The 12,264-nt window shown below is 44.2% G+C and carries 14 protein-coding genes; 3 read left to right on the top strand and 11 right to left on the bottom strand.

Annotation, left to right across the window (positions count from 1 at the left end):
• Nucleotides 1-32 precede the first annotated feature (32 nt).
• The 3 genes from MsAg5_RS00865 to MsAg5_RS00855 all read right to left on the bottom strand — a co-directional run bounded on the left by MsAg5_RS00865 (nt 33) and on the right by MsAg5_RS00855 (nt 2,136).
• Nucleotides 33-521, bottom strand: coding sequence for a VOC family protein (locus MsAg5_RS00865; protein WP_338098722.1), 489 nt, complete (start codon nt 519-521; stop codon nt 33-35).
• A gap of 30 nt (nt 522-551) precedes the next feature.
• Complete coding sequence (gene ribB / locus MsAg5_RS00860) at nt 552-1,340, bottom strand: 3,4-dihydroxy-2-butanone-4-phosphate synthase (protein WP_338098721.1); 789 nt, start codon at nt 1,338-1,340, stop codon at nt 552-554.
• 130 nt (nt 1,341-1,470) lie between these two features.
• Nucleotides 1,471-2,136 (bottom strand): winged helix-turn-helix domain-containing protein/riboflavin kinase, encoded by a 666-nt coding sequence (locus MsAg5_RS00855; RefSeq protein ID WP_338098720.1) that lies wholly within the window; start codon nt 2,134-2,136, stop codon nt 1,471-1,473.
• 292 nt (nt 2,137-2,428) lie between these two features.
• Between MsAg5_RS00855 and MsAg5_RS00850 the strand changes: the two genes are divergently transcribed.
• On the top strand, nt 2,429-3,184 hold the full coding sequence (locus MsAg5_RS00850) for an HVO_0476 family zinc finger protein (RefSeq protein WP_338098798.1): 756 nt from the start codon (nt 2,429-2,431) through the stop codon (nt 3,182-3,184).
• A 320-nt stretch (nt 3,185-3,504) separates the two neighbouring features.
• On the opposite strand, the gene MsAg5_RS00845 is transcribed toward MsAg5_RS00850, so the two are convergent.
• From MsAg5_RS00845 to pscS, 5 genes are all read right to left on the bottom strand, one after another.
• Nucleotides 3,505-3,795 (bottom strand): hypothetical protein, encoded by a 291-nt coding sequence (locus MsAg5_RS00845; protein WP_338098719.1) that lies wholly within the window; start codon nt 3,793-3,795, stop codon nt 3,505-3,507.
• Nucleotides 3,796-3,814: 19 nt separating this feature from the next.
• The gene (locus tag MsAg5_RS00840; RefSeq protein WP_338098718.1) at nt 3,815-4,303 is read right to left on the bottom strand and encodes a Panacea domain-containing protein; all 489 of its coding nucleotides are present in this window, start codon (nt 4,301-4,303) and stop codon (nt 3,815-3,817) included.
• Nucleotides 4,304-4,594: 291 nt separating this feature from the next.
• Complete coding sequence (gene artA, locus MsAg5_RS00835; protein WP_338098797.1) at nt 4,595-5,452, bottom strand: archaeosortase A; 858 nt, start codon at nt 5,450-5,452, stop codon at nt 4,595-4,597.
• Between the two features lie 31 nt (nt 5,453-5,483).
• The gene (locus tag MsAg5_RS00830) at nt 5,484-5,684 is read right to left on the bottom strand and encodes a hypothetical protein (RefSeq protein WP_338098717.1); all 201 of its coding nucleotides are present in this window, start codon (nt 5,682-5,684) and stop codon (nt 5,484-5,486) included.
• Nucleotides 5,685-6,072: 388 nt separating this feature from the next.
• Entirely contained in the window at nt 6,073-7,260 is a 1,188-nt protein-coding gene (gene pscS / locus MsAg5_RS00825; protein WP_338098716.1) for an O-phospho-L-seryl-tRNA:Cys-tRNA synthase, read from the bottom strand.
• Between the two features lie 211 nt (nt 7,261-7,471).
• Between pscS and MsAg5_RS00820 the strand changes: the two genes are divergently transcribed.
• On the top strand, nt 7,472-8,143 hold the full coding sequence (locus MsAg5_RS00820) for a DUF6994 family protein (protein WP_338098715.1): 672 nt from the start codon (nt 7,472-7,474) through the stop codon (nt 8,141-8,143).
• 108 nt (nt 8,144-8,251) lie between these two features.
• Here MsAg5_RS00820 and MsAg5_RS00815 read toward each other — a convergent pair whose 3' ends face one another.
• From MsAg5_RS00815 to MsAg5_RS00805, 3 genes are all read right to left on the bottom strand, one after another.
• On the bottom strand, nt 8,252-8,545 hold the full coding sequence (locus MsAg5_RS00815; RefSeq protein WP_338098714.1) for a DNA-directed RNA polymerase subunit L: 294 nt from the start codon (nt 8,543-8,545) through the stop codon (nt 8,252-8,254).
• Between the two features lie 150 nt (nt 8,546-8,695).
• Entirely contained in the window at nt 8,696-9,859 is a 1,164-nt protein-coding gene (locus MsAg5_RS00810; protein WP_338098713.1) for an exosome complex RNA-binding protein Csl4, read from the bottom strand.
• 258 nt (nt 9,860-10,117) lie between these two features.
• Nucleotides 10,118-10,756: an METTL5 family protein gene (locus MsAg5_RS00805; protein ID WP_338098712.1), complete on the bottom strand. Its 639-nt coding sequence runs from the start codon at nt 10,754-10,756 to the stop codon at nt 10,118-10,120.
• Between the two features lie 137 nt (nt 10,757-10,893).
• On the opposite strand from MsAg5_RS00805, the gene recJ reads away from it, so the two are divergent.
• On the top strand, nt 10,894-12,258 hold the full coding sequence (gene recJ / locus MsAg5_RS00800) for a RecJ family nuclease (RefSeq protein WP_338098711.1): 1,365 nt from the start codon (nt 10,894-10,896) through the stop codon (nt 12,256-12,258).
• The last annotated feature ends 6 nt before the right edge of the window (nt 12,259-12,264 follow it).

The raw sequence follows: 12,264 nt of genomic DNA, 5'->3' as shown, positions 1-12,264 counted from the left end.
AACAATTTCAGAGAACAATTTGGAGAACAAGTTTAGAGACCCAGGATTTGCTTCAAAACATCAACCGGCGTAAATGTGCGTTGGGATGTCGCTTCCAGGTTTTGTCCTTCCTCGTTGTAAATCCGTCTGAGAAAAAACGGCATGGATTCGCCGACTTCGATGAGATGTCCGTCCGGATCGTAAAAGCGAATCGTCCGCTGACCCCAAAGTTCCATATTCATTTCATGCAGGAATTTGGTATTGTTTTCCTTTAATGTCTTGAAGATGTCGTCGATTTCTTCCGTTTCAAAACCCAATTCAAAGCGGCTGACGCTCTTTGAATTTTCAATATTTTCGCGTCCGAGTTTTTCGGGAATAATATTTCCGTCCATGATTTGCCAAAGCGCAAATCCTTCCTTGAAGACCAAATTCAAGCCGCCGAAATCCGCGACGACCGTCATGCCCAAAAGACCTTCGTAAAAGCTGCGCGCTTTTTGGGCGTCTTTGACAAATAAAACGGGCGTACAATGATTTAAATCCATAATTTTCACTCCTAATTATTCAGATTTCATTCAAATTCCGTTGGCTTTTTTCCACATTTCAAACGCTTCAACGACTTCGTAGCCTTCAACAAAAACCATGCCGTTTTTGTTTCCGTAATCTTTAGCGTCCGCCTTTGAAAGCGCGAATCCGGTGTTGTCATCGAGCATTTCGCAAACGACGGTCGCCGGGTTTGAGCCGGCCATCAATGCCAGCGCAATCGACAATTCCGTTTGTCCGCGGCGGATATCCAAAAGGCCGTCGGCGGCACGAAGGGTCGCCGTATGTCCGGGCGTTCTGAATTCGGATGAAAATTCCACCTTTTCGCCTGCAGTCGCTTTTTTGGTGATTTCGCCGAGGCGGTTGATCGTGTAAGCACGGTCATTGTCCGGAATGCCGGTTCGGTTTTCCCGGTGGTTGACCCACAGCGAAAAGGAGGATTTTTTGTCATATTTGATATCGCCTTCCCGCTCCACAACCGTTCCGATGTCGAGCTTCGCCGTGGAATTTTTGGCAGCGGCGTCGACGACGTCGGCCATAAACGGTAATTTCAACTGTTGAGCGGCGTCCGGACCGATCGCGACGCAAATCAACCCGCCGCCGTCTTTGCGCATGCGTTTGACATCCTGCGGCTTAACGGCCGTCGCGCTGATGACGAAATCCGTTTCACCTTCCCGCTTGTCAGAGTCGTAAAGCAAAAAGAAACGGCCTTCCCGAAGAGCCGCCATGGCGTTTTTAATGTTTGCAGAATATTCCGGCTCTGCAGAACAGGCATTTGTTGACGGAACGGATGATTGTTGAACTTTAAAGGAACTGTCCATGTTTTTCCCTCTTGTTGTATTTTGATTGAAATTGAAAAATAAAATAATAAGAAATAATAAATTGAATGGATAGATGAAATTGGATTGAAATAAATAGGAAATAAATAATTTTAAAATTAAAAATCACATCTTACCGGCAGGTTGGCCGGCCGACAATGACGGAAACATCGTCGCCGTCTTTGAGCTGCAGTTTTTCCCGCAGGCTGCACGGCGCAATGATTTCCAACAAATCTTCCTGATAATGCGTCCGTTCGGGAACGATAATTGCGCAGACGACGCCGCGGATTTCCGCCGGATAGCAGTAGCCGTTTCCGAAAGTTCGTCCGCCTTCCGAGAAGCCGTTGATTTTGACAAACGGCATTTCCGTGAGTTTTCGGCGCAGAGCGAGCGAATAGTCCCGAACCCGGACGTTGAGCGTTCCGGGGAACGGGCTGAAACAGAGCTTTTCTTCAAACTGTTTCATGTAGCCGCCGATCGAAATGTAATATTTGCCTTCGCCGATTCCGGAAACAACGGTTCCGTCGAGTTCGATTTCTTCACCGGCGCCGAATATTTTCTTGTAATCCGCGTATTCGTGGGACAACAATTTCAGGCCAGACGGGCGGATCATAATGTTTTGGCCGGCGCCGGTCATTTCACGGTCGATGAGACCGTCGTCCTCTAAAAGTTTCAGGTGGCGCGAAACGGTTTTATCGCTGGCGTTCATTTCTTTTTCCAAATCTTTGGCGGAAATTTTGACGAACTTTTTGTCGCAGCCGAAAAGTGCGAGTGTTTTGAGATATTTGATGTGGTCCATACCGGTTTTTCCGTTTCTTTTGTTTTTTGAGAGTGATTCTCAAAATTAAGGTGTTTCTCAATTATGAGATTTGCATTCTATTAATAGTTTTATGTTGCAAAATTTTTGTTGATTGTTGGACATGCATATGAAGTTGAGCGTTGGTTTTGGAAGCTTAAACGACAGACATCGCCATAACACGCGCGGCGGCGCAAAATCAAAATGACCGAAGATAGGAAATGAAAACAAAAAGTGAAAAATAAGATGATAGATTTCAAATACTAGTCATACAATTGTACCTGAGTTGATTCTTATGGTTATGAAATCGAATAAAAATGAAGAAGTTACAGATATTGAAGAGACCGGATTTGACGCGCAGGACGTTGAAGAAGTCGAAGAGACCGGCGCGATCGACTCAGAAAGCGTCGACGATGATGATGAAGAAGAAACATTCGGGGACTTGGAACTGAAATGCCCGAACTGTTCGCCGCAAGACGAAACCTGGCATGAAATCATTAAACCCGGACAAAGCCCTGTCGCGCGCTGCATGGACTGCGGACAAATCCACAGCTACCGGGTCAGCCGGCCGAGAATGAAGAATGTGAAAGTGATTGTCAGCCAAATGGAAAACACGTTTGTGCTTCAAACCACATTCAACGAAGAGGAACGCTATTTTATTGACGACGAGATCATCGTGGACGACGACGCCAGCGGCGCCGCTTATCCGATTATTATTACCGCGCTGGAAACAAAAGAACGGCGCCAGCCATCCGCTTTTGTCAAAGAAATCGAAACAATTTGGGGACGCGCCATTGATGAAGTGACCGTCAAAATCGCGATTCAAGACAAAGAAGTGACCAAATCCCACGAACAAAAAGTTCCGGGCGACTTCTCTTATGTCGTCGGCCAGAATGTGAAAATCGACGGCAAAGCCTATCCGATCGTTTCCATTAAAGTGCGCGGCGGCGGTTTTAAATCCAGAACCGGCGATTCCGTGACCGCGAAAAAAATCAAACGCGTTTACGCGAAAAAGCCGAAACGGATGTATGACGACGGCAAAAAGTATTAAAGAAAAATAAAATGTGAACAAATGAAAAAATAATTTAAAAGCCGGAATTTCCGGCTTCTGTTTTTACTTTTTGTTTTTTATTTTAGTTTTTATTTCATGTTCTTTTTTGTGTTTTCTTTTTTTCTTGGATTTGCAGCTCATCTTGATTTGTTGACTTGATGTTCCGGATCAAAAGAAACAATATAGAAATTGTTTCCGACATAATATCCGTGAATTCGATACAGATTATTGACCCGGACGTGTTCAACCGGATATTTTCCGCGATCCGGATGGTTTGGATCTTTCCAAGTATCAGAACTTAATCCGGTAGCTGTCGTCCCCTACTCCTTACGAAAATCATCAATGCGGCAACAAAATGACTTTTCAAAGAAATCATCCAGTTCTTTTCGTTCTGCACGTGTTTGTTTGCAAAAACACTTTTCAGGGATTTTACAAGACTTATAATCTTCAAAACGGAATCGAACAAGCTTATCCATTAATGCTGAAGAAATACCGAATTGATAATCCAAAGATTTAACTTTTGGCGCATACTTTTTTGGCGCTGAAGAAGCAGGCATGCAGCGGGTTTTTGAATTGGCGGTAATTTTCGGAAAATCAGAATTCGACGTCATAATCTTTCCTCTTTTATGATCAATCGTTCTGAGAATCTTCATGTAATTTCCGATAATAATTTTTCATATCATCAATAGAAATAACATCAGAAGACGGCTCAAACTCCTGATAATTCGCTCTTGCATTTTCCCATGGAAATTCTTCATGTGTCAAATTTTCCAGTTGGAATTGAGACAAATCTTTATAAGATTCCCAAACGAACGCCAACACTTCAGCAGATTCCCTAAAGTCAACGCCGCATTCTTTTTGAGAGATTTGAGACCAACCATATTTCTTATATTTTTCAAACAGAATCGGACTGACCGGTCCATGAACCCACGCTTGAAATTCGTCGCGCGAACAAAGCGGCCGATCCAAAAGCGCATAGTGCCACGCCACGGCATAGTAACACAATTTTTGAAGCTTTTTGTGCTGCAAAAAGGCTTGACTTAAAAACCAGTCTGCGACATCTTCAATATCCGGAAAATAAACAGCGGGTTGAGAATCTGATTGAACATTGTTTGTCATATTTTTGCCTCCATATCGATTATTTTTGACAATAAAAGAGCAATATGGCCGACATATTTATCTTTTTTTAAAGAAGACGAAAAATAATAGAATTGTCTTTTATAAAAACAAAAAATTGGAATGCAAGTTTTGCAGGCGTCAAGAAAATTTGTCGCCATAACGCGCGCGCATACCGGCGCCAAAAAAAAAGAGAAGGAGCAAAAACGAAAAAGGGAGAAAGGAAAAAGAGAGAAAGGAAAAAGAGAGAAAGGAAAAGAAAAGAAAATGAAAAGAAAGAAAAAAGAAAACGGATTATTCCGCTTTTTCTTTCTTTTCGATTTTCAGAATCCGGCGCACTTCGTCCGTGACCAAATCCCAAAGCTCAAGCGTCATATCCATGACTTCCGGCAGCAGTTTCAGCGTGACGAACGCCAAAACAATCAACACGACGGCGGAACCGGCTTTGGCAAGGTAGTGGTGCGCGATGATAAAACTGTTCGCGCCAAACCACATGTCGCCGTAAGCGGCGACGACGAAAACGTTTCGGAACAGATTCAAGATATAGATGACCGGAACCGTCAGCAGAAACGCCAGCACTTTGTTTTTGGTATTTTTGGTTCGGACCGAAATGGTAAGTCCGGCGAAAAACGCGATGCTTTCAATGGCAGTGCACGCCAAAATGATCGTGACGGAAATACCGTTGTAGGAAATTGTGTTGTAAGCGGTTTGAATGGCGTCGTAGCCGAACAGATTCAGCAGGAACGTTGTATTGGACGCAACCATGTCAATCAGGAACGTGTTGACCGGCTCAATCATTTTAAACGGCATGTAAATGAGACAAACAATGGCGACCAGCTTGGTGACGTCAAAGAAAAGCTGAACACGTTTTTCGATTTCAACGGATTTGGGGTCCCCCGGATGTTTTTCCCGGTTTTTGTCTTTGAAGGCGTGTCCGATAAAGACGGCCAAAAGCAAACAAAAGAAGAAGAGAAGAACGACGAGAACGATGTTGGTGTAGTCGGAAATCTCGTAATAGTGCGGAATCAGCGACAGCCAGTAAACACCGAAAAGCACCCAAGTGGCGCCGCAAAAAACCTCAAAGATCTTTTTTTCCTTGTAAAGCAAAAGGGAAACAATCATCAACGCGATTGAAATCCAAAATAATTCCATGGCCAAAATATTTCCTCTGATTTATTTTTGATTAATTGTGAATTGATAAGATAAATGATAAGTTGGATTCTTGCGGCGGCGCCGGCGCGCGCGTTACAGCGGCACTTTTTCGATTAGATTTTAAAAAACGGCGAGTCGGTTTTAAACGATGCCGAACAAACCATCCCGCAAAATCAGATGCGTGCGTCTGTATTTTGCGGATTACTGTCAGCAGATACATTTGATTTGTCATATTAATTTGCAGTTTGCACCTACAGTTCACTATTTTTAGATTACGATTGCACCTACAGTTCACTATTTTTAAATTCCAATTTGCATCTGCAGTTAACTATTTTTAAGTTTCAATTTGCACCTGCAGTTCACTATTTTTAAATTCCAATTTGCACCTGCAGTTAACTATTTTTAAGTTTCAGTTTGCATCTGCAGTTCACTATTTTTAAATTCCAATTGCATCTACAGTTCACTATTTTCAGATTCCGATTGCACCTGCAGTTGCAATTTCCAATTGCATCTTACTGTGAGCGGTATCCGTTTAAACAGACGCGAAACGCGTCTGTTTAAACGGGATGGTTTGCATGAATTAAAACGGAAGCAATCGACAGAATCAATATTTGAAAATATTAAATCTCATCGTATTTTTTCAAAATATCTTCAAACGAGTCCGCTACGTATTTCAAATTTTCCAGACCGACGCCGAACGTACTGACTTTGAAATTCTTGGTCAATCCCGTTTTAATGCCGTGGATTTTCTTTTCCTTCAATTCGTGGTAAAGGAAGTAGCGTCCTTTTTTCGCTTTTTCCGAAATGTTGAAAAAGCCAGGCGACTCGAAAAAGATTAAGTCATGCTGATGCGGTTTTTGGCCGTATTGTTCAAACTGACCGGTATCTTCCAGCCGTTTGATGAAATATTGGGCATTGTCGACTTCTTTTTGCCAGTTTTCGGGACGCGTCCGCCGGACAATTTCCGGAAACGACGCCATTAAAGTCATAATCGGAGCGCCGCGGGACGTACAGCCCAAAAGTTCGACCTCTTTCACTTTGTTGTAGGCGGATTTTTGGAACAAATTCTGCGCGTAAACGCTGTCTGCGTCCGTCACGCCCATCACGCCGACCGGACCCGACGCCGCCATGGATTTGTGGCCGCTTCCGACAATGAAGTCAACGCCCAGCTCTTTGGCGTTGACCGGCATCCGGCCGACGGAATAAGCACCGTTTAAGAGAACGGGAACATCGTATTCGTGGGAAATTTTTGAAATATTGACGACGTCGGCCAAATTGCCGTAACTGCCGTCCGGATAGGTGATTTGCGTGACCAGCGGCTTTTTACCGTACTGCGCCATGCCGGCCTCAATCGCTTCCGCAAAGTCTTCCGGCATAATTTTGTAGTCCGGCTTGTCCACCTTTTTGGTAAAAACAATCTCCAATCCCGCCCGTTCGGCGGCCACTTTGCTGGAATAATGCGCCAGCGAATCCATCACGACATAATTTTTGCCGTCGGCAACCTTAGCCAGCGAATGGAAAATCGCGAATTTGGATTCGCGCGCGCCGTTTGTGACGCGGGCGGCGCCGACGCCCAAAAATTCGGGCAGCGCCTTGTGCACAAATTCCTCAATCGGCGGTTTTTTGATGAGGTCCAAAACGCCGCCGCAGTGATCGCAAACGGAATAACCGTCGCCCCATTCCAAAAGCGCGGCTTTGGCCGCGTCGGTGAGCTTGCCACCCGTTTGAAGCGGGTCGATGTTAATCGAATCTAAGGCGTCCCGCTTGATAAATTGAAACATTTTTAAAGAATTGTCATCGAGTGACATGATTTCCACCTGCAAATATGAAAAATAAATGAAAAGTATGTTCAAGATGTCATAAAACTATAAAAACAAAATGACAAAAATGGTTTAGAACGAAATTTGGAGTTATGTTATTTTACATGTAAGTCCTATTGATTTTTTAAAGGTTTTTTCATATAAATGTTGAAAAAATAATGGATATACATAACACAAACAGAAGGAAAAGAAGGAAAAAATGAAAAAAATTGATCATAACTATTGGATTGGAGAATATGAGGGAAAAGATGCCGATTTATGCAATCCGGATCTGAGACTTGCGATGCAGGAACTGTATGGCTGCAAAGGATTTGATTTCGGAAAAACCAACGGTGAGTTTTATGACAAAGACAGAAAAAACCATTACCGGTCTGATGGGTATTCGACTTACACGATCCTTGATGGAAATTACGTCAGCAAGATGCCTTTTAGACAGAAGGCTGTTGAAAACAACAGGGAATTATCTGACAGATGTTACTTTTTGGCCGGAACAATCGCCGGAGAATTGTTCTTTCCTTGCCGCCAGTTACTGAAAAGGGAAACGATGAATCAAGCTCGCGGCCGCCACCGGGATGTCAACGACATGGTGCATCAAACATTGGAAAACATCAAAAAATATTATGCCAAAGAATGCGGAGATTACCCTCTAAAAGAGACAATCGAACGATATGGGTATTTCTTTGACCGATTCGCCTCATTTGACGAATACATAGAATACAACCTGCTGCAAGATTATGAATTGCTTCCGAAAAAGTTTCCGACAAATGAGAATGAACTTGTCGAGTTTTGGGAAAAGTCGATTGAATTTTTAGAAGCGAGATCGAAAAGAATTGAAGAATATGCGAAACAGAATAACCTGTTAGACGAGTGAACCGACAATAAATAAAAAAGAAAGAAAAACGAGAGTTTGTTTTTGGCGACGGAAGAAAAACGAACGCTATAACGCGCGCGCCGCCCCAAAACAAACAAATCAAAAAGATTAAGATTTTTGAACAGCAACAGTAAACGCGCTTGAAAACTCGTCGCACATGTCCATGATTTTGGTCATGATGTCTTTTAAAATATCAATCGGCTTTTCGCCCGGCATGGTTTTGATATACAAAACCGGCTCGCGCTCGACCGAGTTGGACAGCCGCTTCACGTCGTAAAAGGCAGTTTCCACGCGCTCGTCTTCGATCAGGCTCGCTTTAATAATGTTCATTAAAGTGTGGGTTTCCCCTTTGACGAGAATTTCCATCTCGTCTTTTCCTTGTGACAAAATTGTAATTTCCATGTAAATCTCTCTCGAATCCAATAAAAAATAAAATGAAAAAATATGAAATCATAAATCATTCAAATCTAAATCGAATTTGTTCGAAAATAGAAGTGATACTATATTTATTCTTTCATTTACGACATTTGAATTTTTTTGAGTCTTGTACGGTTATTTGGACAAAACGGAAATTCCTTTCCCATAGCTGTCCGCCAACTTGCGGCGTTCCCGGTTGCCGCAAACCGGACAAACCAAAATGTCGTCGGCACGAACCAAAGACGCTTTACATTTGGAACAGTACGCTTTAATGACGCCCAAGTCGGCATCAACGGTGGACAATCCGATTTTGGAGCTGTCAATCACTTTGGCGCGGACAATATCCATCACAGAAAACTCATCCGACACCATTTTCGTAAAGCCGTCCTTGATGTTGGACACATAAATTTCAGCCGTACCGTTGTTCACAATTTCGCCGTCCAGCTTCTTTTCCGCCGCCACCACTTCAACGCGGGCGTTTGATTCGCGGACGTCCGTCACCGACGCAATCACGATGTCGCCGTCAGCAATCGTATTTGGCGTATTTGTTTTCGGAATAATCGTCACCAAGCGTTTCTCAATGTTCACGGCGACAAAACCGGAAACTGTTGCCCGGATACAGCCGTCGTCGTTCACGGCGCCGAAAGCCGGATTGAACTCTTCGACCGCGCCGATAATGTCTCCCGGCATGGCAAACACCTTTGTGTTTTCAAAAATAACTTTTTCAGGGCGCTTTTTCTTCTCAGGGCGCTTTCCGTCCCGTCCGCCGCGTCCGCCATCACGACCACCACGTCCGCCGTCACGACCGTTTCTGTCACGGCTGCCGCGGTCGCCGCCATTCCTGTCGCCAAACCGGCCATTGCGGTCGCCGAATTTGTCATTGCGGTCGCCGCTGCGTTCAGGGCGGTCGCCACGGTCAGTTCGTTCCGGCCGATCGGTCCGTTCAGTTCTTTCGGGGCGGTCAGTCCGCTCCGTTCTTTCAACGCGGTCAAGTCTTTCGGTACGGTCAAAGCGCTCCGGACGATCAGTTCGTTCAGATCTTTCCGGCCGTTCAACGTATTCACTGCGGTCAACGCGTTCACGGGTTCCCCGAACCGGTTTGGATACAAAAGCTTCATCGCGGGCTTCAATTTGAGGTCTCGGCGTTCTGGGAATTTGAGATTTGGAAGGCGATTGAACCGGCGCAGCACACTCTGTTTCACGCTCAAATTGCGTATCTTCGATATCCTTCGGCTCTTCTGTCTTTGAAGAAACATCCTTTAACTTTCTTCGAATCGGTTTTTTTTGCACGCGGCTCATAATTATCCCTTTAAATGATCATGTGAATGATGAATCATATTTAATTTTGAATGTTTTCTAAACTTGAACATCCTATAATAGAACTAAACCTTGATAAATTCGATACCTAATTTAAATGAAAGAAATGATGGATAAAATAATTTGAAAATAAATATTTGATGATTATTAGTATGTATTTTGATTTATTTGATTGATTTATTTGATTGATTCATTCAATTGATTCAACTTATTTTGATTTATAAATTTATAATTCCGACTTTAATCCGGACCAATCCCGGACGTTTCGATCCGATAAATTTCAACGTCGATTGTCTCGATTTCTTTCCGATGGAAATCAAATGTTTTTCGAATCGGAAATTCCGTTTTAAAACAATCCGTAATCGTTGCAGGTTTTATAAATTTTTCTATAAAAGCCCGGCTGCCTTTGTTGTGAATCGAATAAACAACATCCGCCGCCTGAATCGCTGACGCCAAAAATGGACGGTCGTTTCCTTTCTCCTGCGCCCCGAACGGCGGATTCATCACAACCGTGTCCGCCCGTCCAAGCTTTTCGGATAAGATTTGTTCCGAAACGTCGGAAATATTGCATTGTATAAAGGAAACGCGATCTGAAACACCCATCGCTTCGGCATTTTTTTCGGCAACAGCGACAGCGCTTTCATCAATATCAAAGCCGACGACTTTTCGAGCGCCCAGCAGCGCGGCGCCGACGGATAAAATGCCGGTTCCGCAGCCGAAATCATAAACGGTTTGATCCTCAATGTCTCCGCTCATAAACGCCAGATGAAGAAAGGAAGCTGCCAATGTCGCAGGCGTCTTGTATTGTTCAAGAGCCGGACTCGGCGCGGCAAAACCTTCGACTTTTTCAAGTTCCATTTCCAGCTTTCTGAGTTTCATAAAAGTCGTGCTTTCTTTCTTTGACCTTTTATTTTAATTTGGTCCTTTGAAAATTAAAAATCAATAACTTTTTAATATAATTTCGAGCCATAGTCATTAATAAATTCAAGATAATGATTCAACAAAAAGGTGATTTCATGGGTTTACCCTCCAAAAAAAAAGCGGTCGATTCAATGGACGATAAAATCCGCCGTTTGACGGACCTCGCCGAAAAAGCGGCCGATCTGATCAAACAACAGTCTTTTGTTTATCTTTTTACCCACAACGATACGGACGGGTTGACCAGCGCCGCTATTATGATTCAGGCGTTATCGCGCGCCGATATTTCTTATCAACACGCCGTTTTGTCAAAATTGGACAGCGGCGTCGTCTCGTCGCTGCGGCAAACCATGAAGAAAAATGCGCTCATCATTTTTTGCGACATTGGAAGCGGTCAAGCCAGCTATTTGTCGCAGTTTCCGCCGGCTTGTCCGATTGTTGTTTTGGATCACCATGTCCCGGTCGGCGACTCGCCGGCCAAAATCATCGTCAATCCGATGGTTGTCGGCCTTGAAGGCGCCAATATGGTTTCAGGGGCAGGCGTTTCCTATTTGGTGGCCAAATCCATGAATCCGGAAAATGTTGATTTGTCCACATTAGCCGTCGCCGGTATGGTTGGCGACCGCCAGCTGATGATTTCCGTGAACGCCAAAATTTTGGATGACGCCAAAAACGCCGGCATCCTGACATCAAGAACCGGACTGAGAGTCGGCGGCGGTCCGCTTTATGACATATTCATGACAACGACCGAGCCTTATTTGGACGTCACCGGAAATCCCGGCAAAATCAATCAATTCCTGTCGGATTTGAATTTGACGGGAAAAACCATTGAAGAACTGACGGACGACGAAATGAAACTTTTGTCAGACACTGTTTTGGAAAAAATTCTCGAACACGGAAGTCCGGATGCGGCTGAAGCCGCTGTCGGCGACATTTATTATTTAAAAAACCGGCTCGTGGAAAATGTTTTTGATTTTGCGGGCATATTGGGCAGCTGCGGCAAAGACGAAGCGTTCGAAACGGCGCTTTATTTGTGCGCCGGCAATAAATCCGCCCTTCCGATGGCATGGGAAATTCATGAGCGTAATCAGAAATATCTCATCAAGAGCCTGAATGAAGCGTTTCCGAACGTCAAAACGCTGAACCATATTTCTTACGTCCACGGCATGGAATTGCAATCGGCCGGCGAAATTTCAACCACTTACATTCGTTATGTCGACCCGAGCAAACCGTTTGTTTGCTTGAATGAAAACGAAGATATAATCAAGGTTTCCGCCCGCGGAACCCGGGATTTGATTCGCCGGGGACTGGATTTCTCAACCGCCGTCAAAACGGCGGCGGAATGGGTCGGCGGAAACGGCGGCGGACATAATATTGCATCCGGCGGCGCCATTCCGCTCGGAACAGCCGACGTCTTTTTGGAAAAACTGGATGAACTGGTCGGCCTCCAGCTGAAAAATTGAAAAAAC

The organism is Methanolapillus africanus, assembly GCF_032714475.1.
Lineage (GTDB): Archaea > Halobacteriota > Methanosarcinia > Methanosarcinales > Methanosarcinaceae > Methanolapillus > Methanolapillus africanus.
Note: the sequence above shows the minus strand (reverse complement) of the source record. Positions and strands in the feature narration are given on the sequence as shown.

Bases quoted from the DNA above. Each gene is read 5' to 3' on its own strand.
- MsAg5_RS00820 (WP_338098715.1), top strand. From the start codon at position 7,472: ATGAAAAAAATTGATCATAACTATTGGATTGGAGAATATGAGGGAAAA.
- recJ (WP_338098711.1), top strand. From the start codon at position 10,894: ATGGGTTTACCCTCCAAAAAAAAAGCGGTCGATTCAATGGACGATAAA.
- MsAg5_RS00830 (WP_338098717.1), bottom strand. From the start codon at position 5,684: ATGACAAATCAAATGTATCTGCTGACAGTAATCCGCAAAATACAGACG.
- MsAg5_RS00850 (WP_338098798.1), top strand. From the start codon at position 2,429: ATGGTTATGAAATCGAATAAAAATGAAGAAGTTACAGATATTGAAGAG.
- MsAg5_RS00840 (WP_338098718.1), bottom strand. From the start codon at position 4,303: ATGACAAACAATGTTCAATCAGATTCTCAACCCGCTGTTTATTTTCCG.
- MsAg5_RS00845 (WP_338098719.1), bottom strand. From the start codon at position 3,795: ATGACGTCGAATTCTGATTTTCCGAAAATTACCGCCAATTCAAAAACC.
- artA (WP_338098797.1), bottom strand. From the start codon at position 5,452: ATGGAATTATTTTGGATTTCAATCGCGTTGATGATTGTTTCCCTTTTG.
- MsAg5_RS00865 (WP_338098722.1), bottom strand. From the start codon at position 521: ATGGATTTAAATCATTGTACGCCCGTTTTATTTGTCAAAGACGCCCAA.
- MsAg5_RS00815 (WP_338098714.1), bottom strand. From the start codon at position 8,545: ATGGAAATTACAATTTTGTCACAAGGAAAAGACGAGATGGAAATTCTC.
- pscS (WP_338098716.1), bottom strand. From the start codon at position 7,260: ATGTCACTCGATGACAATTCTTTAAAAATGTTTCAATTTATCAAGCGG.
- ribB (WP_338098721.1), bottom strand. From the start codon at position 1,340: ATGGACAGTTCCTTTAAAGTTCAACAATCATCCGTTCCGTCAACAAAT.
- MsAg5_RS00805 (WP_338098712.1), bottom strand. From the start codon at position 10,756: ATGAAACTCAGAAAGCTGGAAATGGAACTTGAAAAAGTCGAAGGTTTT.
- MsAg5_RS00810 (WP_338098713.1), bottom strand. From the start codon at position 9,859: ATGAGCCGCGTGCAAAAAAAACCGATTCGAAGAAAGTTAAAGGATGTT.
- MsAg5_RS00855 (WP_338098720.1), bottom strand. From the start codon at position 2,136: ATGGACCACATCAAATATCTCAAAACACTCGCACTTTTCGGCTGCGAC.